This window comes from Aeromonas sp. Y311-2 (assembly GCF_027706025.1).
GTDB classification, from domain to species: domain Bacteria; phylum Pseudomonadota; class Gammaproteobacteria; order Enterobacterales; family Aeromonadaceae; genus Aeromonas; species Aeromonas veronii.
This window is the reverse complement of record NZ_JAPDCL010000016.1, coordinates 53,659-79,132: the sequence shown is the minus strand read 5'-3', so window position 1 is coordinate 79,132 and position 25,474 is coordinate 53,659. Positions and strand designations below refer to the sequence as shown.

Genomic DNA, 25,474 nt, shown 5'->3' with positions numbered 1-25,474 from the left:
GGCTCCCTTTGTTGTTTTCGCCGTTTACGCAATATCCCTCTATTCTCCAGGTGGAAAGCCAGACCCATTATTTGTACAATGCCGCCCCCTGACGTCGTCAGCCAATAATTGATGAAGTGTTTGAACTGAGGCCATTGATGAGCGAAACAAAAATCAACCTGCTGGATCTTGATCGGGATGCCATGCGTGCCTTTTTCGTCGAACTGGGCGAGAAGCCATTCCGGGCAGATCAGGTCATGAAGTGGATCTATCACTTTGGGTGTGATGATTTCGATCAGATGACCAACGTCAACAAGGTGCTCAAAGAGCGCCTCAAGGCAATCGCCGAGATCAAGGCGCCCGAGATCAGCCGCGAGCAGCGCTCTGCCGATGGCACCATCAAGTGGGCCTTGCAGGTGGGCGATCAGGAGGTCGAGACCGTCTACATCCCGGAAGATGACCGCGCGACCCTCTGCGTCTCCTCTCAAGTTGGCTGTGCGCTGGAGTGCAAGTTCTGCTCCACGGCTCAACAAGGCTTCAACCGCAATCTGAAAGTCTCCGAGATCATCGGTCAGGTGTGGCGTGCGGCCCGCGTGGTCGGTGGCAAGCGTCCCATCACCAACGTGGTGATGATGGGGATGGGCGAGCCGCTGCTTAACCTCGCCAATGTGGTGCCCGCCATGCGTCTGATGATGGATGACTACGGCTTTGGCATCTCCAAGCGCCGGGTGACCATCTCCACCTCTGGCGTGGTACCTGCGCTGGACAAGCTGGGTGACCAGATCGACGTGGCGCTGGCTATCTCCCTGCACGCCCCGAACGACAAGCTGCGTTCAGAGATCATGCCGATCAACGACAAGTACAACATCGAGGAGTTCCTCGCCGGTGTCCGTCGTTACCTGGCCAAATCCAATGCCAACGGTGGTCGGGTGACCGTCGAGTATGTGCTGCTCGATCATATCAATGACGATATGCAGCATGCGCACGAGCTGGCCAAGGTGCTCAAGGACACGCCGAGCAAGATCAACCTGATCCCGTTCAACCCCTTCCCGGGCAACCCTTACGGCAAGCCGAGCAACAGCCGTATCGATCGCTTCTCCAAGGTGCTGATGGAGTACGGTTTCACCGTGATTGTCCGCAAGACCCGTGGTGATGACATCGATGCCGCCTGTGGTCAGCTGGTGGGTGACGTGATTGACCGTACCAAGCGAACTATCAAAAATCGGATGCAACAGGATGGGATTTCCGTCAAAATGGTTTAAATGCTAAGCCATTGTATAGACAGGGAATGGATACACGTACATTGATCGTAGTGGCAGCGCTCTGCGCGCTGCCAGGCTGTGTGACCGAGACCACTTACGCTGGCCAGAACTCGACCCAGCGTGAAGTGGGTCCTGACCTCAAGGCGGCTGCCCAAACCCGCCTAGACCTGGGTATCCAGTACCTGCGTCAGGGCAATGCCGAGCAGGCCAAGTTCAATCTTGACCGCGCCCTCCAGTATGACCCCTCCAACCCCCAGATCCAGATCGGTTTTGCCTACTTCTACCAGAAGGTAGGAGATTTCAAGGCAGCCGAGACCCATTACAAGAACGCCCTTGCCATGGATCCGTCCAATGCTGACGCAATGAACAACTATGGTGCCTTCCTCTGTGATCGCGGCAGGTATGCCGAGGCAGATCAGGCGTTCAACCAGGCTGTTATTCAGCCAGGTTACGTAAAAATTGCCGATACCTATGAAAATGCGGCACTTTGTGCGCTGCAAAATCGCAGAAATGATAAAGCAGGCGAGTACTATCGCCTGGCCTTGGGGTATAATCCCCGCAATCCAGGGTTATTGCTGGACTTGGCCGAGCTTTCCATGAAAGATGGCAAGCTGCCTGATGTGCAGTCCTACCTCGCCCGTTTTGCCGATGTGTCAGACGAGAACGAGGAGAGTCTCTGGTTGAGACTTCGGCTGGCACAGGCGATGGACAAGCCGGCATTACTTCACCAATTCGGGACTGAGCTGGTAAGGCAATATCCCACTTCGCAACAAGCCAAGCGTTATTTAGCCAATGACTATTGAACAGCAACACGATTTCCAAGACGACTCCCAGGCAGTAGGCCCAGGCCAATTGCTGCGCAACGCCCGTGAACAGCTTGGCTGGACACGAGAACAGGTTGCGTCCCGCATTCACCTTCGTCTGACCCTGATCGCCGCTATCGAATCGGATACCTACGACAAGCACACCTCCCATACCTTTATTCGGGGCTATCTGCGTACCTATGCCAAGCTGGTCGGGATCCCCGACGAGACCATTCTGGCTGCTTACGACAAGCTGGGTCTGACTCCTCCCGACAATATCGACATGCAGAGCTTCTCCCGTCGCTCCCGCCAGCAAGCCAACGACAGTCGGCTCAAGGTGGTGACCTGGCTGGTGATCCTGGTGTTGATTGCGCTCTCGGTCGCCTGGTGGTGGCAGAGTACTTCCCGTCGCTCCGCCGGTGATGAAGCGCTGGCAGCCACCGAGATGAGTGCAACCGGTTCGACTCCGGCTGAACCTGCTATCACGCCGCCCGATGCGATCAACACAGCTCCGGCCGAAGGCGCTGCCATCGCACCGGCCGCCACGGACGTGGCTGCCCCTGCGGTGGTCTCCGATGCGACGGCTACCCTGGCGCCTGCTTCTGCGGCTGTTGCCCCGACCGATGTCAGCGCGGCTGTCGGCACTGCGACCGATGCAGCGGTATCCGGCGCCAATGGCACCGAATCTGAAGAGGCTGTCGTTGATCCGGCGACGGCGCCGCAACTGAAGATGAGCTTCACCGCCGATTGCTGGCTGGATGTGAAGGATGCCAACGGCAAGACCCTGTTCAGTGGTCTGAAGAAGGCCAACGACGAGCTGGTGCTGGAAGGCGCCGAGCCCCTGAAGTTCATCATTGGCGCGCCCATGGCCGTCAAGCTTGACTACAAGGGTCAGTCGTTTGATATGAGCCGTTACAACAACGGCCGTACAGCCCGCTTCTCACTGCCGCAGGAGTAATCTGTTTCCCATGTCTTCTCACGAATCACCCATCATTCGTCGTAAATCCAGACAGATCATGGTTGGTAATGTACCGGTTGGGGGCGATGCCCCCATTACCGTGCAGACCATGACCAACACCAAGACCACAGATGTCGCCGCCACCATCGAGCAGATCCAGCGGATCGAGCGGGTCGGTGCCGATATCGTCCGTGTCTCCGTGCCCACCATGGAAGCGGCGGAAGCCTTCCGGCTCATCAAACAGCAAACCCGCATCCCCATCGTTGCCGATATCCATTTTGACTATCGCATCGCCCTGAAAGTGGCCGAGTACGGTGCCGACTGCCTGCGTATCAACCCGGGCAACATCGGCAACGAGCAGCGGGTGCGCTCGGTGGTCGATTGTGCACGCGACCTCAATATCCCGATCCGTATCGGGGTCAATGGCGGGTCGCTGGAGAAAGATATCCAGGAGAAGTACGGCGAGCCGACCCCAGAGGCGCTGGTGGAGTCCGCCATGCGTCACGTGGACTATCTCGATCGTCTCGATTTCCAGGACTTCAAGGTGAGCGTCAAGGCCTCCGATGTGTTCCTGGCAGTCGGTGCCTATCGCCTGCTGGCCAAGCAGATTGAACAGCCGCTGCACCTTGGCATCACCGAAGCGGGCGGTTTCCGTGCCGGCGCGGTGAAGTCTGCCATCGGTCTGGGGATGCTGCTTACCGACGGCATCGGCGATACCCTGCGTATCTCGCTGGCGGCGGATCCGGTGGAGGAGGTAAAGGTCGGTTTCGATATCCTCAAATCCCTCCGTATTCGCTCCCGTGGCATCAACTTTATCGCTTGCCCATCCTGCTCACGGCAGGAGTTCGATGTGATCGCCACTGTCAACGCGCTGGAAGAGCGGCTCGAAGACATCATCACCCCGATGGATGTTTCCATCATCGGCTGTGTGGTCAATGGCCCGGGCGAAGCGCTGGTCTCCGACCTTGGTCTGGCGGGTGCCGCCAACAAGAGTGCCTTCTATGAGGGAGGCCAGCGGGTCGATCGGCTCGACAACAAGGATCTCATTCCAACTCTGGAGCGCCGCATTCGCGCCCGCGCCGCCATGCTGGATCCCGCCAACCGGATCCCGATGGACAAGGAGTGAGCGAAACAGGGCCACATTGGGTGGCCCTTTTTCCAGGTGACTGATTTTAAATCCCGCATCCGGATTCCCTGATTTTACCTTGGGGGGGAAAATCCCTATAATGCGGCCAAATTTTACCTCTTTTTCTCGAGTATCAACGTGGCAAAACAGATCCAAGCTATTCGCGGTATGAATGATTGCCTGCCGGAGCAGAGCCCGGTATGGCAGAAGGTTGAACAGATCCTGCGCCAGGTCGTTGCAAGCTATGGCTACAGCGAAGTGCGCATGCCGATTGTCGAGCAGACTCATCTGTTCAAGCGCGCCATCGGTGAAGTGACCGACGTGGTCGAAAAAGAGATGTACACCTTTGAAGACCGTAACGGCGACAGCCTGAGCCTGCGTCCGGAAGGGACCGCCAGCTGCGTCCGTGCCGGTATCGAACACGGTCTGCTCTACAACCAGGAACGCCGGATGTGGTACATGGGCCCCATGTTCCGTCACGAGCGTCCCCAGAAGGGCCGTTATCGCCAGTTCCACCAGTTCGGTGTCGAGCTGTTTGGCATCAACGGGCCGGACATTGACGCTGAGCTGATCATGCTGACCCACCGTCTGTGGCGTCTGTTTGGCATCAGCGAGCATGTCACCCTGCAGCTCAACACCCTGGGTCAGAGCGCCGAGCGTGCCGCTTACCGCGATGCGCTGGTGGCCTATCTGGAGCAGTACAAGGAGCAGCTGGACGAAGAGAGCCAGCGCCGCATGTACAGCAACCCGCTGCGGGTGCTCGACTCCAAGGATGAAAAGGTGCAGGCCATTTTGGCGGGTGCCCCGCGTCTGTTCGACCATCTGGGCGAAGAGAGCCTGGCCCACTTCGAGGGGCTCAAGCGCCTGCTCGAGTCTGCCGGTATCAAATACGAAGTGAACGAGCGTCTGGTGCGTGGTCTTGACTACTACAACCTGACCGTGTTCGAGTGGGTCACCAGCAGTCTGGGTGCCCAGGGCACCGTCTGTGCCGGTGGCCGCTACGATGGTCTGGTAGAGCAGCTGGGCGGTCAACCGACCCCGGCCGTGGGCTTTGCCATGGGCATGGAGCGTCTGGTGCTGATGCTGGAAACTCTCGAGCTCAACGCCGATATCCGCCCGGCGGTGGATGTCTATCTGGCGATGGTGGGCGAGGGGACCGAACAGGCTGGCTTCCAGCTGGCCGAGCGTCTGCGCGATGCCCTGCCGGACCTGCGCCTGATGAGCCACTGCGGTGGTGGCAACTTCAAGAAACAACTCAAACGTGCCGACAAGAGCGGCGCGGCAATCGCCCTGATCCTTGGTGAGACCGAGGTGCAAAACGGGGAGATCACTATCAAATATCTGCGTGGTCAGGCCGAGCAACAGACCGTCAAGGTTGACGCCGCCATTGCCCTGCTGGCAGCCAAAGGAGAGTAAGCTGTGGAAGTCTATACCACCGAAGAACAACAGGTTGAGGTTATCAAGGAGTGGTGGAAAGAGAACGGAAACTCGGTGATTGCCGGGACCGTGATCGGTCTGGTCGGTCTGTTCGGCTGGCGCTATTACAACCAGCACCAGCAAGAGACCATGGAGGCCTCCTCCCACTCTTACAACCAGGTGATTGAGCAGCTGGCCAAGGGCGATGCCGCCGGTTTCGAGCAGGCACAGCAGTTTGTTACCGCCAACAAGGGTGACTCCTACGGTGAACTGGCCGCGTTGCAACTGGCTGCCGCTGCCGTCAAGGCGGGCAAGCTGGATCTGGCTGCCGAGCAGCTGGAGCTGGTGGCGACCACGGGTGACGAGAGCATTCGTCCCATCGCGGCGCTGCGTCTGGCCCGGGTGCTGAATGATCAGGGCAAGGCAGATGAAGCGCTGGCCAAGCTGGCAACCATCCAGAATGAGGCCTTCAAGGCGCAGGTAGCCGAAGCCCGTGGTGATGTGCTGCAAAAGCAGGGCAAGACCGAAGAGGCTCGTGATGCCTATCAGGCAGCGGCCGATTCCGGCGGCCTGCAGGGTAGCGCTGAGCTCAAGCTGAAAATGGACGATCTGGCCCTGCCGGCCGTAGCGACTGGTGAGGCACCGGATGCGTAATTTATTCAAGATGGTGGCGCTGGGGGCTGCGGTCTCCTTCGCTCTGCAGGGTTGCTCCCTGTTCAGTTCCGAAGAGGATCTCAATCCGATGGCGCCGCTGCCCAAGGTTGAATCTGCCTTCACTGCCGACACCGCATGGTCATCTACTGTGGGTGATGGCATCGGTGACTTCTACTCCCAGCTCAAGCCGGTGGTGGAAGAGGATCGCATCTACGCGGCTGCCCGCGACGGCGATGTAAGCGCCTTTGACCGTGCCAGTGGCGATCGCCTCTGGACCGTCGATCTGGCCGATCTGCCGGTCAACGCCGACAAGCGTAGCGCTCGTCTCTCCGGTGGCCTGGTTTCCCGTTACGGCAAGCTGTTCCTCGGCTCCGAGAACGGGGTGGTCTACGCCCTGAACGAAGAGAACGGTGAAGTGCTGTGGCAGACCAATGTGCCCGGCGAAGTGGTGGCAAGCCCCGCGGTGGAAGATGGCCGCGTGGTGGTGTTGACCACCTCCGGTCGCCTGATCGCCCTCGACACTGATGAAGGCAAGATGCAGTGGTCGCTCTCCGAAGAGCAGCCGCCGCTGACCCTGCGCAGTGCCGGTGCACCGGTGATCACCAACGGCGCCGTGATTTACGGTCGTGCCGATGGCAAGGTGGGCATCGCCCTGCTGAGCAACGGCCAGCCGGTGCGCCAGTCCAAGGTGGCTGATCCGCGCGGTGCCACCGAGCTGGACCGTATGGTTGACGTCGATGCCAGCCCGCTGATTGCCGGTGATGAGCTCTACGCCATCGCCTACAACGGTCAGCTGATGGCGCGCAAGCTGATGACCGGCGATGAAGTGTGGAAGCGCAAGTATTCCGGCTATCGCGATCTGGCGATGACCGGTAATGCCATCGTGCTGACCGACAGTCGCAGCCACCTGTTTGCCATCGACCGTCGCAACGGTCTGGAGCTGTGGTCCAACACCCAGCTGGAAAATCGTACCGTCACTGCACCTGTCATCTTCGGTGACTATGTGGTGGTGGGTGATGTGGAAGGATACCTGTATTGGCTTGATCGTACCGACGGTACCATCAAGGCGATGCAGCAGCTCGATAGCAGTGGTCTCTATGCCGCCCCGCTGGTGGATGGCGAGACCCTGTATGTGCAGAGCCGTGACGGCAAGTTGTACGCCCTCAAGCGTCCTTGATCGTCCGATAATGTGAATATCCGGCTCCTGGTCTTCGGACCCGGAGCCTTTGTCGTCTTGAGAATGAGGCTTTTATGACTCCTGTAGTAGCCCTGGTGGGCCGCCCCAACGTGGGGAAATCCACCCTGTTTAACCGCTTGACCCGTACTCGGGATGCCCTGGTTGCCGATTTTCCCGGTCTGACCCGGGACCGTAAATACGGTCAGGCGAAGTTGGGCGAGCTGGAATTTATCGTGGTCGATACCGGCGGTATCGATGGCACCGAAGAGGGGATCGAGCTGAAGATGGCCGAGCAATCCCTGCTGGCCATCGAAGAAGCGGACGTCGTGCTGTTCATGGTGGATGCCCGTGCCGGTCTGACCGCGGCGGATCAAGCCATTGCCGAGCACCTGCGCAAGGCCCACAAGAAGGTATTTCTGGTGGCCAACAAGACCGACGGTATCGACGGTGATTCCGCTGTCTCCGAGTTCTACGGTCTGGCGCTGGGCGAGGTCTACCAGATCGCGGCCGCACACGGTCGTGGCGTGCTGAGCCTGCTGGAACTGGCCCTGGCTCCCCATCTGGAGACCCTGGTCGACTCCGCTACCGATGAAGATGCGCAGGATGAGGAAGAGGAGGACTTCGACGAAGAAGCCCTGCTGCGCATGGTGGCTGCCGGTGAACTCGATACCAAAGAGGACACCAAGGAGACCCCGTTCGCTGACCTGCCCATCAAGTTCGCCATCGTTGGTCGTCCCAACGTCGGTAAATCTACCCTGACCAACCGTATGCTGGGTGAAGATCGGGTCATCGTCTATGACATGCCCGGCACCACCCGTGACTCCGTTTACATTCCGATGGAGCGTGACGAGCAGAAGTATGTGGTTATCGACACAGCCGGTGTGCGTCGTCGTGGCAAGGTGCACGAGACGGTTGAGAAGTTCTCCGTTATCAAGACCCTGAAAGCCATCGAAGATGCCAACGTCTGCCTGCTGGTGATCGACGCCCAGGAGACCATCACCGATCAGGACTTGAGCATCCTTGGCTATGTGCTCCACGCCGGTCGCTCCGTGGTGCTGGTGGTGAACAAGTGGGATGGTCTGGATCAGAAGGTGAAAGAGGATGTGAAGAACGAGCTGGATCGTCGCTTGGGCTTCATCGACTTCGCTCGCGTCCACTTCATCTCCGCCCTGCACGGCAGCGGTGTCGGCCATCTGTTTGAATCCATTCAGGAGGCTTACCAGTCCGCCACCCGTCGTACCAGCACGGCCATGCTGACCCGCATCATGCAGATGGCGCAGGAAGATCACCAGCCGCCGATGGTCAATGGTCGCCGCGTCAAGCTCAAGTATGCCCACGCCGGTGGCTACAACCCACCGCGCATCGTGATCCACGGCAACCAGCTGAACGACTTGCCGGACTCCTACAAGCGGTATCTGATCAACTACTTCCGCAAGTCCCTCAAGATCATGGGCTCGCCGATCCGGGTCGAGTTCCAGGAGTCGGTCAACCCGTTTGAAGGCAAGAAAAACACCATGACCCTGAGTCAGGAACGTCAGCGCAAACGCCTGCTGAAAATGAAGAAGAAATAAGTCCTTGCGGCTGCCCTCACCGGCAGCCGCTTTGTTATCCTCGCCATGTTAAGGTGAGGAATAAGGTGAGGGGGATCTGCCATGGAACAAGACCATGGCAGATCCACTTTTCGAGGAGTTGATTATGGAAGCCCTGCTTTGTCCATCATGCCAGGCTGAACTGGATACCCGCAGCAAGGAGCAAACCTGTGGCCAGTGCCAGGCCCCTGTTCGGGTTACTGCCATCTGCCCCACCTGCCAGCAGGAGCTGGAGCGTCTCAAGGCGTGCGGCGCGGTGGATTACTTCTGCAACCACTGCAACTCGCTGATCTCCAAGCGGTCGGTACAGTTCAAGGCGGCACTGGTGTAAAACAGCATTCAGGTGAGAAAGAAGATAAAAAAACCCGGCGAATGCCGGGTTTATGCTGTGTGCTCTGCAATAAGCAGGGTATAGGATCGATTTCTGCGCCACAGGTTGCGCTTGATGTCATTAAGCTTGAGTTTGCGTCTGGGGCTCCAGCTGCACTTCGCTTTTCTGACCAGACTGATTTTTCTACGTTTTTGCATCTTGGTCTCCTCCCAACTCAGGTGGCCATCCCGGCCTTGGGTCATTGATGGAGCCCATCCGAAATTGCTGTTATTTAATCTCTCAACATAATGAAAACAATGCGATTTCGGATAGGCTCCGATGTGAATCGATGGTAACAGAGAAGTTTGCGTGAAAACAGCCGAATAATGGCTGGTTAGCGCATGGTGATTTGATTGACCACTTCGGCGATGGCGGTGGGGCGCTCGGCCAGCTCGGGCTCGCTGTCGTTGTCGAGACTCTCCCGCTGATGTGCCTTCTGCTGCTCGTTGTCGAGCCAGAGCAGACTCTGGTAATACTGGCGCACGTTGTTGACATAGTTGCGCGCCTCGCTGCCACGGGCATAGCCGTAACGTACCTTGCGGTGCCAGCGCGCTTGCTGCAGCAGCGGCAGCACCTCTTTCACGTCGCTCCAGGCGTCAGGATTCTTGCCGAGCTCTTTGGTCAGGCGGCGGGCGTCCATCATGTGGCCGTAACCGATGTTGTAGGCGGTGAGGGCAAACCACACCTTCTCGTCATCGGGCACCGAATCCGGCACCTTCTCCATCATCTGTTGCAGATAGAGGGAGCCACCTTTGATGCTCTCTTCCGGATGAAGCCGGTCGTTGACTCCCATCGCCTTGGCTGTGGGCTCGGTCAGCATCATCATGCCGCGCACGCCGGTGTAGGAGCGGGCCTGCGGGTCCCAGTGGGACTCCTGATAGCTGATGGCGGCGAGCAGACGCCAGTCGATATTCTTGGCGTGAGTCTGGAACAGCGGCTGGTACTTGGGCAGCAGGCTCTTGGCGCGTTTGAGAAAGGTACGGGTATCGACAAAGTCGAAGTTCTGCACGTGGCCGAAGTACTTCTCGTCCAGCTTGGCGATGGCACCATCCATAAAGCGCTGACCGAAGAAGTCGATCACGCTGGCATAGAGGCTGTCATCGGGCAGCTTGCTCATGGCCCAGGCAACGGTCTGCTTCTGGGCCAGGGTCAGCCCCTCGGTGAGCTCCGGGTAGTAGCGCTGGGTACGGGCCAGCACGGTATCCTGCACCACCGTGTAGTCAATCTTGCCATCCACCACCTGCTTGAGCAGCTCCTCCACATCGGCGTTGTCGCTGGTGCTCCAGGCTAGTTTCGGATTCTCTTTGCTCATCTCTTTGAGCAGATCTTCACCGGTGGAGCCGGCGGCCACCACCAGCTTGCCCTTGATATCGTTCAATGAGGCCGGCTTGGGTTTGCCGTTGCGGTAGACCAGTTTGGGAGAGACCTGATAGAAGCCCGGGCCGAAGCGAAACAGCTCGCGCCGTTCGGGGGTGACCATGATGGCGGCAGCCGCCAGATCGAGTTTGCCCTTTTTCAGCAGGGTGACCAGTTGGTCAGTGGTGTCGACCGGGATGATGGTGAGTTTCACCCCCAACCAGTCGGCATAATTTTGCGCCAGCTCGTAATCGAACCCCTGGGCGAGGTCGTCACGCTGGTAATAGGAGGTGGGACCATAGATGGTGCCAACCCGGATCTCGCCTCGCTGGCGGATCTGCTCCAGCTGGCTGGAGGGGCTATAGAAGTCGCAGCCAACCAGTGTCAGCGTCAACAACAGCCCGATAAACAGTCGAAAAATGCAGCGCAAGTAGGTGAGTACCTTTGTTGAAAAAATCGGCATTTGTCAAAAAAGAGGCACCTTTATACCAGAGAGTGTGCGCAGAGTCACACTGCACGAAGTGAGAAAAACGTTTGTCCGCTGTGAGCCAGATCCCTATAATACGCGCGTCTCAATTCCCCCCCACTTTAAAACTTGGTGAGAAAGGTCATATGGATATCTTGCGTGGTGCCCCAGCACTGTCTGATTTTCGTGTCCAAAAACTGCTGCAACGCTTCGCACAGATGAGAAACGAGAGTGGAGTAGAGAGCGGAGTAGAGATAGAGGATGTCTATGCCGAGTATGTGCACTTTGCCGAGCTGACAAGCCCCCTCTCTCCCCCCGAGCGAGCGACCTTGGGCCAGCTCTTGCGCTACGGCCCGACCATCCCCGAACACACCCCCAGCGGTCAGCTGTTTCTTGTTACCCCCCGCCCCGGCACTATCTCCCCCTGGTCTTCCAAAGCAACCGACATCGCCCACAACTGCGGCCTGAAACAGGTCAAGCGGCTGGAGCGTGGTATTGCCTATTACTTGACCATCAAGGGGCCGGGTGAGCTGAGTGCCGCCCAGCGCGCCGATGTGGCGGCCGTGCTGCACGATCGCATGATGGAGACGGTGTTTGCCGACATGGAAGCGGCGAGCGCCCTGTTTGCCCACCACGAACCGCGCCCCTTCACCCAGGTGGATGTGCTGGGCGGTGGTCGCGCAGCCCTGGCCGAAGCCAACGTGGCGCTCGGTCTGGCGCTGGCCGACGACGAAATCGACTATCTGGTGGAGAATTTCACCAAGTTGGGTCGCAACCCCAACGACATCGAGCTCTACATGTTCGCCCAGGCGAACTCCGAACACTGCCGTCACAAGATCTTCAATGCCGACTGGACCATTGATGGCGAACAGCAGCCCAAGTCGCTGTTCAAGATGATCAAGAACACCTTTGAGCAGACGCCGGATCATGTCCTCTCTGCCTATAAAGACAACGCCGCCGTGATGGAAGGGAGCCAGGGGGGCCGCTTCTTCCCGAGCCCGGCCAACGGCGAATACCAGTATCACCAGGAACAGGTCGACATCCTGATGAAGGTGGAGACCCACAACCACCCGACCGCGATCTCCCCGTTCCCGGGCGCAGCCACCGGCTCCGGCGGCGAAATCCGCGACGAGGGAGCCACCGGTCGCGGTGCCAAGCCCAAGGCGGGTCTGGTCGGTTTCTCCGTCTCCAACCTGCGCATTCCCGGCTTCGAGCAGCCCTGGGAGCAGGATTTCGGCAAGCCGAGCCGTATCGTCAGTGCCTTCGACATCATGCAGGAGGGGCCGCTCGGCGGCGCCGCGTTTAACAACGAGTTCGGCCGTCCGGCCATTCTCGGCTACTTCCGTACCTTCGAAGAGGAGGTGCCGAGCCACAACGGCGTCGAGGTGCGTGGCTACCACAAGCCCATCATGCTGGCGGGCGGCATCGGCAACATCCGCACCGAGCATGTCCAGAAAGGGGATATCCCGGTTGGCGCGGCGCTGATCGTGCTGGGCGGCCCGGCGATGAACATCGGTCTGGGCGGTGGTGCCGCATCCTCCATGGCCTCCGGCCAGTCAGCCGAAGATCTCGACTTTGCCTCGGTGCAGCGTGATAACCCCGAGATGGAGCGCCGTTGCCAGGAGGTGATCGATCGCTGCTGGCAGCTGGGTGACGACAACCCTATCGTCTTTATCCACGACGTGGGGGCGGGTGGTCTCTCCAACGCCATGCCGGAGCTGGTCAACGACGGTGAGCGTGGCGGTCGTTTCGATCTGCGCGCCATCCAGAGCGACGAGCCGGGCATGAGCCCGCTGGAGATCTGGTGCAACGAATCCCAGGAGCGTTACGTGCTGGCGGTAGCGCAGGACAAGCTGCCGCTGTTCAAGGCGCTGTGCGAGCGCGAGCGCGCACCCTATGCCGTCATCGGTACCGCGACCGAAGAGAAGCATCTGACCCTCTCTGACAGCCACTTTGACAATCAGCCCATCGATCTGCCGCTGGACGTGCTGCTGGGCAAGGCGCCCAAGATGCACCGCGACGTGGTGACCCTGCCTGCCCAAGGCAAAGCGCTCCAGCTTGATGGCATCACTTTGAGTGACGCGGCCGAGCGGGTACTGCGCCTGCCGACCGTGGCGGAGAAGTCCTTCCTTATCACCATCGGCGATCGCAGCGTGACTGGCTTGGTCAATCGCGACCAGATGGTTGGCCCCTGGCAGATCCCGGTGGCCGATTGCGCCGTCACCGCTGCCACCTATGACAGCTATCACGGCGAAGCCATGTCCATGGGCGAGCGTACCCCGGTGGCGCTGCTCTCCCACGCCGCCTCCGCTCGTATGGCGGTGGCGGAAGCGCTCACCAACCTGGCGCCGGCTCATATCGGGTCGCTGAAGCGGGTCAAGCTCTCCGCCAACTGGATGGCCGCTGCCGGTCATCCGGGTGAAGATGCCGGTCTCTATGAGGCGGTCAAAGCGGTAGGTGAGGAGCTCTGCCCGGCCTTGGGCATCACCATTCCGGTGGGCAAGGACTCCATGTCCATGAAGACCCGCTGGCAGCAGGATGGCAAGGAGCACAGCGTCACCTCGCCGCTCTCCCTGCTCATCTCCGCCTTTGCCCGGGTCGAGGATGTGCGCAACACGGTTACTCCGCAGCTGCGTACCGATCTCGGTGAAACCGACCTTATCCTCATCGACCTTGGCAATGGCAAGCAGCGCCTCGGCGCCTCGGCGCTGGCGCAGGTCTATCGCCAGCTGGGTGACAAGGCGCCGGATCTCGACAATCCGGTCCAGCTCAAGGGCTTCTTCAACGCCATTCAGGCGCTGGTGGCCGATCGCAAACTGATCGCCTACCACGACCGCTCCGACGGCGGCCTGTTCGTCACCCTGACCGAAATGGCGTTTGCCGGCCACTGCGGCCTCGACATCCAGCTTGATCGCATCGGCGGCGAGCTGCTGCCGGCGCTGTTCAACGAAGAGCTGGGCGCCGTCATTCAGGTGCGTCGTGAAGACAAAGAGACGGTGATGACCCTGCTGGCCGGTCACGGTCTGGCGGCCTGCTCCCATGTGCTCGGTACCGTGCGCGAAGGGGACCTCATCACCCTGCAGCGGGGCGGTCAGGAGGTCTATCGTGCCAGCCGTACCGCACTTCGCACCATCTGGGGTGAGACCAGCTGGCAGATGCAGCGCCTGCGCGACAATCCCGAGTGCGCCGACAGTGAGCACGCGGCCCGTCAGGACGCCACCGATCCGGGTCTGCATGCCAAGCTGACTTACAACCCGTCCGAGGATGTGGCAGCCCCTTACATTGCCCGCGGGGTCTCCCCCCGTCTGGCGGTGCTGCGCGAGCAGGGGGTCAACTCCCATGTGGAGATGGCGGCGGCGTTCGATCGTGCCGGTTTCACGGCAGTGGACGTGCACATGAGCGACATTCTCTCCGGTCGCATCAAGCTGGAGGAGTTCCAGACCCTGGTGGCCTGTGGCGGTTTCTCCTACGGTGACGTGCTGGGGGCGGGGGAAGGCTGGGCCAAGTCCATCCTGTTCAATGACAACGCCCGCGAGCAGTTCCAGCGCTTCTTCGAGCGCGGCGATACCCTCTCTCTGGGTGTCTGCAACGGTTGCCAGATGATGTCCAACCTGCGAGAACTCATCCCGGGTGCCGATCTCTGGCCGCGCTTTGTGCGCAACCGCTCCGAGCGCTTCGAGGCCCGCTTCAGTCTGGTTGAGGTGCAGGAGTCCCCATCGGCCTTCTTCGCCGGCATGGCAGGCTCGGTGATGCCCATTGCCGTTTCCCACGGGGAAGGGCGTGTCGAGGTGCGCGATGCCGCTCACCTGAGCGCACTGCAGCAGAGCGGTCTGGTAGGGCTGCGTTTTGTCGACAACCGCGGCAGCGTGACCGAGCAGTACCCGGCCAACCCGAATGGCTCGCCGGATGGTATCACCGCCGTGACCACCACCGACGGTCGCGCCACCATCATGATGCCGCACCCGGAGCGGGTGTTCCGCACCGTGGCCAACTCCTGGCACCCCGACAACTGGGGCGAGGACGGCGCTTGGATGCGGATGTTCCGCAACGCCCGGGTTCGTCTGGGTTAATAGAGACAGCACCAGCGCATAAAAACAGAAACCGGCCAATTGGCCGGTTTTTTAATCCGTGTCGTTACGGCTTGCCGAGCGGTTGGGGGATAAAGTCTCCCCGGTCGAGGATCCGCAGACAGGCATCCACCACATCCGCATCGAGCTGATGGCCGCGCATCTGGATGATCTGCTCCCTGGCCTGGGGAATGCCGAGGGCGGCGCGATAGGGGCGATCCGAGGACATGGATTCGACGATATCGGCGACGGTGAGGATGCGGGCCTCCAGCAGGATCTCATCCCTCTTGAGTCCCAGCGGATAGCCGGAGCCATCGAGATACTCGTGGTGCTGGTGGATCATCCGGGCGATGGGCCAGGGGAAGTCGATATCCTTGAGCACCAGATAGCCGATGGCGGGGTGTTCCTTGACCAGCTCGAACTCCAGCGGCGTGAGGCGCTCCGGTTTGGTGAGAATTTCGGCCGGTACCTGGATCTTGCCGATATCGTGCACCATGGCGCCCAGATAGATCCCCCGCAGCCGCTTCTCTTCCAGCCTGAGCTCCCGGCCGATGGCTTGGGCCAGCTTGGCCACATGTTTCTGATGGCCAGCGGTATAGGGATCGCGCTGCTCCAGCACGGCAGCGATGGCACCCAGCGCATCTTCCAGTGCCAGCTCCAGCTGGCGGGCATGAAAGATCTTCTCCTGTTGCGAGCGCAGATAAGCCTGCTGGGTATGGCGCGCCTGCAGGCCATAGGTGAGGTAGTCGGTCAGCTGGATGAAGAGCTGCTCCTCCTCCTGGCTGAACAACCGTGGCTGGTCGCTGTGAATGATCAGCGCACCAGCCAGATCCTCCTGCAGTGGCAAGGGGATCAGCAGGCGGGAGCGCAACGGGTGGTGGCCGGTATGGGGCCGCTCGTGGAAGATCACCTGATTGAGACGCCGCTGGTGGAGGATGGCTTGGGTGAGGGCCTCATCGTTCAACCACAGCGTTTGTTCCGAGGCATCGGCACTGCCTGCCTGCGCCACGATCCTCGGCGGTTGGGCGAGTTCGGGCTGGCCTTGCAGCACTGCGACCAGCGGAAAACGGTCATCGACGGCGATGGCATCGCAGATATCCTGCAGCAGTTGTGGCTCATCGCCCGGTTTGAGCAGGGCGTGGTGGGCGCGGCTGATCGCCTGCTGGGTCCAGGTGTACTGTTGCAGTTTCTCCTGCTGCCACTTCTGCTCGGTAATGTCTTCGAAGAAGACGCCGACCCCCACGATGACCCCCGCCTCATCACGCAGGGGAAATTTGGTGGTGCTGAGCCAGCGGGCTTCTCCCCCCTTCAGATAGGGCTCTTCGATGTGCTGGTGTATCCCCTCGCGCATGACTCGGGCGTCATCCTCCCGATAGCGCTGTACCAGTTCGGGGGGAAAAAAGTCGCAGTCATTCTTGCCCACCAGTGCCTCTGGGGAGAGGGCGAGATCCGCCGCCAGCAGGCGGTTGCCCGCAATGTAGCTGAATCGGGTGTCTTTGAGCAGCACCCGATAGGGAAGCTGATCCATCACCTGGGTCAGCAACAGCGCCGAGGAGGGGAGAGCATCGGTCAGTGGGTGGGGGAGTGCACAGGAGGTGAGGAGTTCGGACATCTTATCCCGCCTTGTCTGCAAGTTGACTGATGGGAGGGCCGAAGTGGTAGCCGGTCTGCCAGAGCACGATACAGCTGTTGACCACTTTTTCATCGTAATGGATCCCGGCATAGCGGGTCAGTTCGGCAAAGGCGTCACTCAGGGGCATGGCCCGGCGGAACGGGCGATGGGAGGTCATGGCGATCAGCGAGTCGGCCACCCGGATAATGCGCGCCTCCAGGGAAATGGCGTTGCCCGCCAGCCCCTGCGGATAGCCGCTGCCATCGAGGTTTTCGTGGTGCTGCAGCACTATGGTGGCGATGGGCCAGGGGAAGTCGATCTGTTTGAGAATATCGTGGCCGGCCTGGGGGTGCTGCTTGATCAGTTCGAACTCCACCGGCCGCAATTCACGGGGGCGAGTGATGATCTCGGTAGGGATCTGCAGCAGGCCAATATTGTGCACCATGGCCGCCAGTCCCAGCGCATCCAGCCGCTCTTGCCGCAGCTGCATGGCCTGCCCGATGGCCAGTGCCAAATCGCGTACCCTCAGCTCATGGCCCGCACTGTTGCGATCCTTGTGGCTGATGGCGCTGGCGAGGGCACTGATGGTCTGGAACAGCAGCTCACGCTGGTGGCGCTCGCTCTCCTTGAGGCGGGTGATGTCGACCAGGGTGCCGATGATGCCGGCAACCATCCCCTGATGGTCATAGAAGAGATCCTTGAAACAGATGACCTGATAGCGCATGCCATTGCGGTCATGCAACTGCTGTTCGATGCACTGGGGCTGGCGACTTCGCAGCAACTCGGCTTCCCGCATGCTGTAGGCCTCGGCAAGCCCGACTGGCAGCAGCTCCTCGACCCGTCGACCCAGCAGCGCCTCCTTGCCGATGCCGATCACCTGATTGAAGGCCTGGTTGCAGCCCAGAAATCGCCCCTCGATATCTTTGTAGAACACAGGGATCGGGATGGCCTTGAGCAGGGATTCGTTGAAGTGTTTCAGATCCTTCAGTTCGGCCTGCTGACGCAGGGCGAGCAGCTCGCTGTCCTTGCAGAGGGAAATGGCGCGGGCCAGGTTGCCAAGCACCGGGCTGAACAGATGGCAGACCGGTACGATCTGCTGATGTGGCTGGGGGGCGAGCAGCAAGATGAGATAACCCCCTTCAACCTTGAGCCGATAGGCAAACTGGTAGGGGCGGCTGCCCGGCAGGGGGAGCGTCTGTTGCAGCAGGCAGTGCTCCTCCTCGCTGACCCACCCAGGCAGGGCCAGGGTGGTGCCGGTGTGCTGGCGAAGCTGCTCGTCGCCGATCACCTTGAGCAGCTTGTATTCCTCCCGTTGTTGCTGCAATACCGCACCAACCGGCGTGGCGCAGTGATGCATAAAACGTTGCAGTACCTTGGTGAGCAGCGCATCCAGCGTCACTTCACGCCCGATGCAGAGCGCCAGATCGCAGACGATGGCCATGGCGTGGTCGTTGTTCATATCAATGCCCCGTTACAGAGAATGGCGCCGTTATGAAATTGGGGGTAATCCCCGTGGCGCACGCTGCCAATTTCGCCAAGGGAGAGGGCTCCTGCCAGATCGCCGGCCCCCGAGTGAGTCAGCAGGGTGTGCAGCTCGGTCACTGTCTGCTGGTCGAAGTGCAGCTGGCGTCCTGCGCAGTAGTAGACCTCCAGCAACTGTGCCCGGGTGAGGGTTTGTTGCTGGTTGAGGCGCCTGGCCAGTAAGCAGGCATGTTCGGTGGCACTCTCTGGCGCCTTCAGCAGAGTGAGGATGCTGTGCTCCGCGACCTCGCCGGCGCAGAGCAGGGCGCCGTCATCGTTTGCCTCGACGGGGATCCTGACAATCACATCCCCGTTGGCCCGCAGCAGGCCCAGTGGCATGTGCACCACGAAACGGTAGAGCTCCTTGCGCACCATAGTGTGCTGGAATTGCTGGCGGATCAGCCCCTGATATTTTTGAAAGGCCGGTTGCCAATCGATGTAGGCAATCTTGTTCGCTTCACTGCTGGTGGCCAGCATCGGTTGGGCCGAGAGTTGGTAACCATGTTCCAGAAAGGGAAAGCTGTTGCTGGGCAGCAGTGTGCAGTTGACCCCGTAGGCAAGTTGCCGTTGATTGTCGAACAGGCAGGCAAGGGGGGTGAAGCTGCCGCTGCCTGCGTTGGCGCCGGCATAGTTGACGCGATTGGCCAGTTGCAGATAAAGCGCATCCAGAATGGAGGCGATATTGGGAATGAGGTTGTCGAAGGTCAGAAACAGGGTTGGTGGCGGCGAAGGGGTTGGCCAGGTGGCCAGCATGTTCTCCACCTGTTCCGCAATCCGGTGGGCAAGGGATACTGCGCTGGCCTGCGGTGTCAGGGGCAGCAGTGTGGCGTGATAGGGGTTGGCTCTGGGCAGTAGCCAGGCCCCTTGCGGCAACAATCCTTGCGCACCGATCAGCTGGGGGAAAATGGCGCCATCCAGGGCGATGTTGAAGTCGCGGCACAACTGCTGCAACAGGGGAACCTGTGCGCAATCCTGTTCGGCCAGCAGTATGGTCAGCTTGCCTCCTTGCAAGGGTGCCAGCGTGGCGGCCAGTTCTGTCGGGTTAAATTGGCAAACGTAGTGTTGCTTCATCAATCTGAACTCCATTCCAGAATATAACCAATATATCAATAAGGAATTCAAGAGGGTATGAGGATCTCGCCCGGTTCTGGTTGTATGGCAAAAACCATGATGGGTATCACCCTCGCTGACTGATCTGTCATTTGCTGGCCTGTGGAGTGCGCGATGCTGTTGTTACGCAAATAGAAAACCGGCAGCCAAGGCTGCCGGTTTTGCGGGTAATGAGGGGTAGCGACGGTAAAGGTTACTGCAAGACCGCGTGCTGGAACCCTTGTACCAGGCTGATGACCGGCTGGGGATAGAGCCCCAGCAACACCACCAGCGCTGCAGAGAGCAGCACTACCACTCCACCGGAGGAGAGCGCCCAGTCTGCGCTGGCATCGCGCTGCTGCATACCCGGTTCGCGCAGATAGAGGGTCACCATCACCTTGAGGTAGTAGTAGAGACCCAGTGCGCTGCCGAGCACGATGGCACCGGATAGCCACCAGAGCTGCGCCTCGACGGTGACGCCGATGAGGTAGAACTTGCCGATAAAGCCGAGGGTCATCGGGATGCCCGCCAGAGAGAGCATCATCACCGTCAGCACGGCTGTGAGGTAAGGACGCTTCCAGAACAGACCGCGATAGCTGTGCAGGGAGTCTGCATCCTTGCCACGATAGGGGCTCGACATCATGCTCACCACGCCAAAGGCTCCCAGGCTGGTGAACAGATACATCAGCAGGTAGACCCCGGCTGCTTCCACCGGCATCTGGCCGAATCGGCTCGCCACGATCACCGCCAGCAGGTAACCGAAGTGGGAGATGGAGGAGTAACCCAGCATCCGTTTGACGTTGGTCTGCACCAGGGCCAGCAGGTTGCCGACCAGGATGGAGATGACCGCCATGGCTGCCAGCAGCCAGTGGATCATGGGATCGCTCGCCGCCGGTACCGCCAGATAGAAGCGCAGCAGCACGGCAAAGACCGCCACCTTACTTACGGTGGCGAGGAAGGTGGCGACCGGTGCCGGGGCACCTTCGTAGACATCCGGGGTCCAGAGGTGGAAGGGGGCCAAGGAGAGTTTAAAGGCAAAGCCGACCAGCATTAACCCCAAACCGCCCATCAGCAGCGGATGGTGAGCCGGGCTCTCGGCCAGGGTCTGCCCCAGGGCTGCAAAGCTCAGGCTGCCAGCCTGTGCATAGAGCAGCGCCATGCCAAACAGCAGGAAGGCGGTGGCGGCGGCAGAGAGCACCATGTATTTCACCGCGGCTTCCAGCGAGTGGCGCTCGCGGTAGGCGTAACCCACCAGACCGAACATCGGCAGGGTCAGCATCTCAATCCCGATAAAGAGGGAGGCGAGGTGACGGGAGCAGGCCAGCACCAGACCACCAGCGGTGGCGATCAGCAGCAGCAGGAAGAACTCCTCCCGGTTGTCCGGGTAGGCTTTCAGCCACGATTGACCGAAGGTGCAGGTGGCCAGGGCGCCGATGAGCACCAGTCCCATGTAAAAGACGGCGTAACTGTCCACTTGCAGCAGCGGGGTGACCCCCTGATCCCCTTGCGCCATCACGATGGGCAGCGAGAACAGAGCAAGGTTGAGGCCAACAATGGTCACGGTAAAGGCGGTGGTGACACAGCGGCGCCAGGCGATGGCCAGCATCAGGGCTGCCATGGCCCCGGTGGTCAACAGCAGGGGAAGCAGTGCCAGCAGTTGGGAAGCAGAGAAAGTCATTGCAGGGCTCCAGCAGTCGGCAGCAGATACCAGTGCAGCACGTTGATAAGGCTGCTGCTGGCGGTGTCAATCACGGGTTGGGGATAGAGGCCAAGCAGAACCAGCAGGCCCGCGATCACCATCATCATGGTCAGCTCGCGGCGATCCAGCCCCTTGAGCATGCTCTCATCCTTGGCGGGGCCAAAGCAGGCACGCTGCAACATGATGAGAGAGTAGACCGAGGCCAGTACCAGACCGAAGGTGGCGACCGCCGTGATGACAGGGGCAACCTGGAAGCTGCCGACCAGGATCAGGAACTCGCCGACAAAGTTGCCGGTGCCCGGCATGCCCAGAGAGGCGACCGAGAAGAAGAGCATCACGCCGGGCAGATAGCGCAGGCGTCCCCACAGGCCGCCCATCTGGCGCAGATCCCGGGTGTGCAACCGCTCGTAGAGCTGACCGCAGAGGATAAAGAGGCCGGCAGCCGAGAGACCGTGGGCGATCATCTGCACCACGGCGCCCTGCAGGGCCAGCTCGCTACCCGAGTAGATGGCGATCATCACAAAACCCATGTGGGAGATGCTGGTGTAGGCTACCAGCCGTTTGATGTCGGTCTGGGCAAAGGCCACGATGGCACCGTAGACGATACCGATCAGGCCAAGCACCATGGCGTAGGGAGCAAACTCGGCGGATGCTTCGGGGAAGAGCGGCAAGGCAAAGCGCAGCAGACCGTAGGCGGCGGTTTTGAGCAAAATACCTGCCAAATCCACCGAGCCTGCGGTCGGCGCCTGACTGTGGGCATCCGGCAGCCAGCCGTGCAGCGGTACCAGCGGCATCTTGACCGCGAAGGCGATAAAGAAGCCCAGCATCAGCAGCCACTGAACTCCCTTGCTCATCGGGGTATTGAGCAGCTCCAGATAGTTGAAGGTGAAGACTCCGGTGGCATGCTGGTGGGTCAGCACCAGCCCGATGATGGCCACCAGCATGATAAGGCCGCTCACCTGGGTGTAGATGAAGAACTTGGTCGCGGCGTTGATCCGTGATTTGCCGTCAGTGACCGAATGGCCCCAGAGTGCAATCAGGAAGTACATGGGAACCAGCATCATCTCCCAGAAGAAGAAGAAGAGGAACAGATCCAGCGCCATAAAGACGCCGAGCACGCCACCCAGGATCCAGAGCAGGTTCAGATGGAAGAAGCCGATGCGTTGCACGATCTCTTTCCACGAACAGAGGATGGCCAGTACCCCGATAAAGCAGGTGAGGATCACCATCAAGAGCGACAGGCCATCCACCGCCAGATGCAAAGAGATGCCAAAGCGGGGGATCCACGGCAGGTGCCACTCGGCGGCCCAGGCGGAGGCAGCACCGGTGACGCCCGCGCTGTCGAGACCCGTGGTGGCAAGGGAGAAATCACCACTTAGCCAGATGGCACAGGAGAGCAGCAGGCTGGCGCTCATGGAGAGCAGGGCAACCCAGCGGACAAACTGCCCGCCGAGACGCTCCATCTGCCAGCAGAGCAAGCCGCCGATAAAAGGAATTAGCAAGATCCAGAGTAAGGTCACGGTATCAGCTCTCGTTCAAGTTCATATGAGATTGCGCTCCCTGTTCCATCAGGGAGAGCAAACAGCCCGGCTGTTTCGGTCTTCGTGTTGTTCATCGCGTTACCCCAACAGCAACAGCGCCAGCACCAGCACGGCGCCGATCCCCATGGAGGCGGCATACCAGCGCAACTTGCCGGTGACTGTCCAGGCCAGCAGCTGGTTGCCCCGCAGGGCAAACCAGGCGGGCAGGCCCATCATCCAGTCCAGCGGGTCTCGGGCCAGCAGACGGGTCGCCAGCAGATAGGGTTTGACCCACAGCTGGTCGTAGAGCCAGTCAAAGCCCCAGGCGTTGAACCAGAGGGTGCTGAGCAGCCGGCCTGGCGCGCTGTTGGCAATGGCGGTGGCCAGACGGCGCTCACCAAGGAACAGAAACGCAGCCAGCACAATGCCAGCGATGGCGATGATGCCAGAGGCTACCTCCAGCGCATGGCGACCCTCTTCGATATGGTCCCCCGGGCCTGCGGGTAGTACACCTGCCAGTGGCGGGGTGATCAGCGCGCCTATGCCGGTAGAAAGCACCAGCAGCACCAGCAGCGGCAGATGGTGAGCCAGACCGTGACCCGCATGGGCTTTGGTCTGCTCTTTGCCATGGAAGGCGATAAAGATTAGCCGGAAGGTGTAGAGCGAAGTGAGGAATGCCCCTACCAGACCTGCCCACAGCAGCGCGCTTTGGCCCGATGCTTCTACTTGCCACAGGATGGCGTCCTTACTGTAGAAACCGGAAGTGACCAGCGGCAACGCCGCCAGCGCCGAGCCCCCCACCAGGAAGCAGGCGTAGACCAGCGGCAAACTCTTGCGCAGGCCACCCATCTTGAAGATGTTCTGCTCATGGTGGCAGGCAACGATAACGGCACCGGCGGAGAGGAACAGCAGCGCCTTGAAGAAGGCGTGGGTCATCAGGTGGAAGATGGCCCCTTCCCATGCGCCGACACCCAGTGCCAGAAACATGTAGCCAATCTGGCTCATGGTGGAGTAGGCGAGGATCCGCTTGATATCGGTCTGAACCAGCGCGGCAAAGCCTGCCAGCACTAGCGTGATGGCGCCAACCAGCCCGACCAGATGGAGGATCTCTGGCGCCAGCAGGAACAGGCCGTGGGTACGAGCAATCAGGTAGACACCAGCAGTCACCATGGTGGCAGCGTGGATCAACGCGGAGACCGGGGTCGGGCCAGCCATCGCATCTGCCAGCCAGGTTTGCAGCGGCAGCTGGGCCGATTTGCCGACCGCACCGCCCAGGAGCATCAGGCAGGCCAGCGACAGGGCAGGGGAGCCCTCGGCAAACAGGGTCGGGGCACGAACCAGCAGCTCATGGATATTGAGGGTGCCCAGTTCCCGATAGAGGATAAACAGGCCGATGGCGAGGAAGACATCACCCACCCGGGTCACGACAAATGCCTTGAGGGCCGCTGCGCCGTTGTTGCGATCCTTGTAGTAGAAGCCGATCAGCAGATAGCTGCACAGCCCTACCCCTTCCCAGCCGAGGTAGACAAACAGCAGGTCATCGGCCAGCACCAGAAACAGCATGCTGGCGATAAAGAGGTTGGTGTAGGTAAAGAAGCGGGAGTAGCCCTCTTCACCGCGCATATACCAGGAGGCGAACAGGTGGATGAAGAAACCCACCCCGGTCACCACCCCCAGCATGGTCAGCGACAGGCCATCCAGTGCCAGCGAGAAGCTCGGGGTAAAGTTGCCCACCGCCATCCATTGCCACAGGCGCTGGACATAGACGCCCCCCTCGGGCGGGTTGCCCAGAAAGTCGATGCCCACCCACAGGGTAGTGAGGGCCGACAGGCCAATGGAGCCTACCCCGATCAGCGCCGAGGTACGCTCACCAAACCGGCCGAGGGAGAAGGCCAACACCAGCCATCCCAGCAGCGGAAATAGAAAAGTCAGATATAAGAGGCTCATCCGCGCATCTCGCTCACAGTGTCCACGTTCAGGGTGTGGTAACGACGATAGAGCAGCAGTAACAGGGCAAGGCCGATACTGGCCTCCGCTGCCGCCAGAGAAATCACCAGGATATACATGATCTGGCCATCGGCCTGGGCCCAGCGGCTACCCGCCACCACAAACGCCAGTGCCGAGGCATTCATCATGATCTCGATACTCATCAGGATGTAGAGCAGGTTGCGGCGGATCAGCAGACCGCACAAGCCGATGCAGAAGAGCACCGCGGCCAGCAGGAGGCCGTGCTCCATAGGGATTCCATTCATTGCTGACCTCCTTCTTGTGCAGAGCGGGAAGCAGAGCGCGGGACGGAGAGCACTTCACCGCTCTTCTCTTCCCGACCCAGGTGATAGGCGGTTACCAGACCCGCCAGCAGCAGGATGGAGGCAAGCTCCACCGCCAGCACATAGGGGCCAAAGAGCTCGACACCCACCTGCTTGGCGGTCACCTCGGTCACTCCGATCAGGCCCCCGGTCACCCCGAGAATGCCGTGGGCCAGAAAGCCCAGCAGGATCAGCGAGAGCAGGGCTGGGCCCCCCCAGGTCATGGGGGTGAGCCACTTTTTCTCCTGTGCCTGGGCACTCCCCAGGTTCAGCATCATCACCACGAACACGAACAGCACCATGATGGCGCCGGCGTAGACGATCACCTGCAGGGCGCCCGCAAAGGCGGCACCCAGGCAGAAGAAGATCATGGCCACGGCGATGAGGGAGATGATGAGATTGAGCAGCGCATGCATGGGATTGCTGGTGCTGATCACCCGCAGCGTGCTGTAAATGGCCACCAGGGCCGAGGCATAAAATGCCAGTTCCATGATTGACTCC

19 protein-coding genes are annotated in these 25,474 nt (G+C 60.3%); 10 read left to right on the top strand and 9 right to left on the bottom strand.

Going from position 1 to position 25,474, the window contains the following annotated elements; translation table 11 throughout:
- Positions 1-137 precede the first annotated feature (137 nt).
- From OKC42_RS15340 to OKC42_RS15300, 9 genes are all read left to right on the top strand, one after another.
- The gene (locus OKC42_RS15340; RefSeq protein WP_005344856.1) at positions 138-1,241 is read left to right on the top strand and encodes a bifunctional tRNA (adenosine(37)-C2)-methyltransferase TrmG/ribosomal RNA large subunit methyltransferase RlmN; all 1,104 of its coding nucleotides are present in this window, start codon (positions 138-140) and stop codon (positions 1,239-1,241) included.
- An 11-nt stretch (positions 1,242-1,252) separates the two neighbouring features.
- Positions 1,253-2,044, top strand: coding sequence for a PilW family type IVa pilus biogenesis/stability lipoprotein TapF (tapF, locus tag OKC42_RS15335; RefSeq protein WP_085943024.1), 792 nt, complete (start codon positions 1,253-1,255; stop codon positions 2,042-2,044).
- Positions 2,034-3,002 carry a cytoskeleton protein RodZ gene (gene rodZ, locus OKC42_RS15330; RefSeq protein WP_128815429.1) on the top strand — a complete coding sequence of 323 codons (969 nt, stop codon included), beginning with the start codon at positions 2,034-2,036 and terminating at the stop codon, positions 3,000-3,002. Before tapF ends, rodZ begins: the two co-directional genes overlap by 11 nt.
- A 10-nt stretch (positions 3,003-3,012) precedes the next feature.
- Positions 3,013-4,128 (top strand): flavodoxin-dependent (E)-4-hydroxy-3-methylbut-2-enyl-diphosphate synthase, encoded by a 1,116-nt coding sequence (gene ispG / locus OKC42_RS15325; RefSeq protein ID WP_005333801.1) that lies wholly within the window; start codon positions 3,013-3,015, stop codon positions 4,126-4,128.
- Between the two features lie 138 nt (positions 4,129-4,266).
- Positions 4,267-5,544 carry a histidine--tRNA ligase gene (gene hisS, locus OKC42_RS15320; RefSeq protein ID WP_005351051.1) on the top strand — a complete coding sequence of 426 codons (1,278 nt, stop codon included), beginning with the start codon at positions 4,267-4,269 and terminating at the stop codon, positions 5,542-5,544.
- Positions 5,545-5,547: 3 nt separating this feature from the next.
- Positions 5,548-6,198 (top strand): YfgM family protein, encoded by a 651-nt coding sequence (locus OKC42_RS15315; RefSeq protein WP_270820195.1) that lies wholly within the window; start codon positions 5,548-5,550, stop codon positions 6,196-6,198.
- Entirely contained in the window at positions 6,191-7,375 is a 1,185-nt protein-coding gene (bamB, locus tag OKC42_RS15310) for an outer membrane protein assembly factor BamB (protein WP_005333796.1), read from the top strand. The genes OKC42_RS15315 and bamB overlap by 8 nt, the downstream gene beginning before the upstream one ends.
- A 74-nt stretch (positions 7,376-7,449) precedes the next feature.
- Positions 7,450-8,946, top strand: a complete 1,497-nt coding sequence (gene der / locus OKC42_RS15305) for a ribosome biogenesis GTPase Der (protein ID WP_005333794.1) — start codon at positions 7,450-7,452, stop codon at positions 8,944-8,946.
- Positions 8,947-9,070: 124 nt separating this feature from the next.
- Positions 9,071-9,295: a zinc ribbon domain-containing protein gene (locus OKC42_RS15300; protein ID WP_005333789.1), complete on the top strand. Its 225-nt coding sequence runs from the start codon at positions 9,071-9,073 to the stop codon at positions 9,293-9,295.
- A 373-nt stretch (positions 9,296-9,668) separates the two neighbouring features.
- On the opposite strand, the gene mltF is transcribed toward OKC42_RS15300, so the two are convergent.
- Entirely contained in the window at positions 9,669-11,153 is a 1,485-nt protein-coding gene (gene mltF, locus OKC42_RS15295; RefSeq protein WP_005344877.1) for a membrane-bound lytic murein transglycosylase MltF, read from the bottom strand.
- Positions 11,154-11,302: 149 nt separating this feature from the next.
- Here mltF and purL point away from each other — a divergent pair, with 149 nt between their 5' ends.
- Positions 11,303-15,226: a phosphoribosylformylglycinamidine synthase gene (gene purL / locus OKC42_RS15290; RefSeq protein ID WP_270803739.1), complete on the top strand. Its 3,924-nt coding sequence runs from the start codon at positions 11,303-11,305 to the stop codon at positions 15,224-15,226.
- 64 nt (positions 15,227-15,290) lie between these two features.
- On the opposite strand, the gene OKC42_RS15285 is transcribed toward purL, so the two are convergent.
- From OKC42_RS15285 to nuoJ, 8 genes are all read right to left on the bottom strand, one after another.
- Positions 15,291-16,835, bottom strand: a complete 1,545-nt coding sequence (locus tag OKC42_RS15285) for an HD domain-containing phosphohydrolase (protein WP_270803738.1) — start codon at positions 16,833-16,835, stop codon at positions 15,291-15,293.
- A gap of 1 nt (position 16,836) precedes the next feature.
- Positions 16,837-18,294: an HD-GYP domain-containing protein gene (locus OKC42_RS15280; RefSeq protein ID WP_270803737.1), complete on the bottom strand. Its 1,458-nt coding sequence runs from the start codon at positions 18,292-18,294 to the stop codon at positions 16,837-16,839.
- Positions 18,291-19,427, bottom strand: coding sequence for an FIST C-terminal domain-containing protein (locus OKC42_RS15275; protein WP_270803736.1), 1,137 nt, complete (start codon positions 19,425-19,427; stop codon positions 18,291-18,293). The genes OKC42_RS15280 and OKC42_RS15275 overlap by 4 nt, the downstream gene beginning before the upstream one ends.
- Before the next feature lie 232 nt (positions 19,428-19,659).
- Positions 19,660-21,123 carry an NADH-quinone oxidoreductase subunit NuoN gene (gene nuoN / locus OKC42_RS15270; RefSeq protein WP_040067262.1) on the bottom strand — a complete coding sequence of 488 codons (1,464 nt, stop codon included), beginning with the start codon at positions 21,121-21,123 and terminating at the stop codon, positions 19,660-19,662.
- A complete protein-coding gene (gene nuoM, locus OKC42_RS15265; RefSeq protein ID WP_270803735.1) occupies positions 21,120-22,664 on the bottom strand; it encodes an NADH-quinone oxidoreductase subunit M in 1,545 nt (514 codons plus the stop codon). Before nuoM ends, nuoN begins: the two co-directional genes overlap by 4 nt.
- 99 nt (positions 22,665-22,763) lie before the next feature.
- Positions 22,764-24,611 (bottom strand): NADH-quinone oxidoreductase subunit L, encoded by a 1,848-nt coding sequence (gene nuoL / locus OKC42_RS15260; RefSeq protein WP_270803734.1) that lies wholly within the window; start codon positions 24,609-24,611, stop codon positions 22,764-22,766.
- Positions 24,608-24,916 carry an NADH-quinone oxidoreductase subunit NuoK gene (gene nuoK / locus OKC42_RS15255; RefSeq protein ID WP_005337247.1) on the bottom strand — a complete coding sequence of 103 codons (309 nt, stop codon included), beginning with the start codon at positions 24,914-24,916 and terminating at the stop codon, positions 24,608-24,610. Before nuoK ends, nuoL begins: the two co-directional genes overlap by 4 nt.
- Positions 24,913-25,464 (bottom strand): NADH-quinone oxidoreductase subunit J, encoded by a 552-nt coding sequence (gene nuoJ, locus OKC42_RS15250; protein ID WP_005337246.1) that lies wholly within the window; start codon positions 25,462-25,464, stop codon positions 24,913-24,915. Before nuoJ ends, nuoK begins: the two co-directional genes overlap by 4 nt.
- Between the last annotated feature and the right edge of the window lie 10 nt (positions 25,465-25,474).

What these genes read in the sequence shown, in the direction of transcription:
- OKC42_RS15275 (WP_270803736.1), bottom strand. Translation starts at nt 19,427, where the DNA reads ATGAAGCAACACTACGTTTGCCAATTTAACCCGACAGAACTGGCCGCC.
- OKC42_RS15285 (WP_270803738.1), bottom strand. Translation starts at nt 16,835, where the DNA reads ATGTCCGAACTCCTCACCTCCTGTGCACTCCCCCACCCACTGACCGAT.
- purL (WP_270803739.1), top strand. Translation starts at nt 11,303, where the DNA reads ATGGATATCTTGCGTGGTGCCCCAGCACTGTCTGATTTTCGTGTCCAA.
- bamB (WP_005333796.1), top strand. Translation starts at nt 6,191, where the DNA reads ATGCGTAATTTATTCAAGATGGTGGCGCTGGGGGCTGCGGTCTCCTTC.
- mltF (WP_005344877.1), bottom strand. Translation starts at nt 11,153, where the DNA reads ATGCCGATTTTTTCAACAAAGGTACTCACCTACTTGCGCTGCATTTTT.
- OKC42_RS15280 (WP_270803737.1), bottom strand. Translation starts at nt 18,294, where the DNA reads ATGAACAACGACCACGCCATGGCCATCGTCTGCGATCTGGCGCTCTGC.
- der (WP_005333794.1), top strand. Translation starts at nt 7,450, where the DNA reads ATGACTCCTGTAGTAGCCCTGGTGGGCCGCCCCAACGTGGGGAAATCC.
- OKC42_RS15300 (WP_005333789.1), top strand. Translation starts at nt 9,071, where the DNA reads ATGGAAGCCCTGCTTTGTCCATCATGCCAGGCTGAACTGGATACCCGC.
- nuoL (WP_270803734.1), bottom strand. Translation starts at nt 24,611, where the DNA reads ATGAGCCTCTTATATCTGACTTTTCTATTTCCGCTGCTGGGATGGCTG.
- nuoK (WP_005337247.1), bottom strand. Translation starts at nt 24,916, where the DNA reads ATGAATGGAATCCCTATGGAGCACGGCCTCCTGCTGGCCGCGGTGCTC.
- rodZ (WP_128815429.1), top strand. Translation starts at nt 2,034, where the DNA reads ATGACTATTGAACAGCAACACGATTTCCAAGACGACTCCCAGGCAGTA.
- ispG (WP_005333801.1), top strand. Translation starts at nt 3,013, where the DNA reads ATGTCTTCTCACGAATCACCCATCATTCGTCGTAAATCCAGACAGATC.
- nuoN (WP_040067262.1), bottom strand. Translation starts at nt 21,123, where the DNA reads ATGACTTTCTCTGCTTCCCAACTGCTGGCACTGCTTCCCCTGCTGTTG.
- nuoJ (WP_005337246.1), bottom strand. Translation starts at nt 25,464, where the DNA reads ATGGAACTGGCATTTTATGCCTCGGCCCTGGTGGCCATTTACAGCACG.
- OKC42_RS15340 (WP_005344856.1), top strand. Translation starts at nt 138, where the DNA reads ATGAGCGAAACAAAAATCAACCTGCTGGATCTTGATCGGGATGCCATG.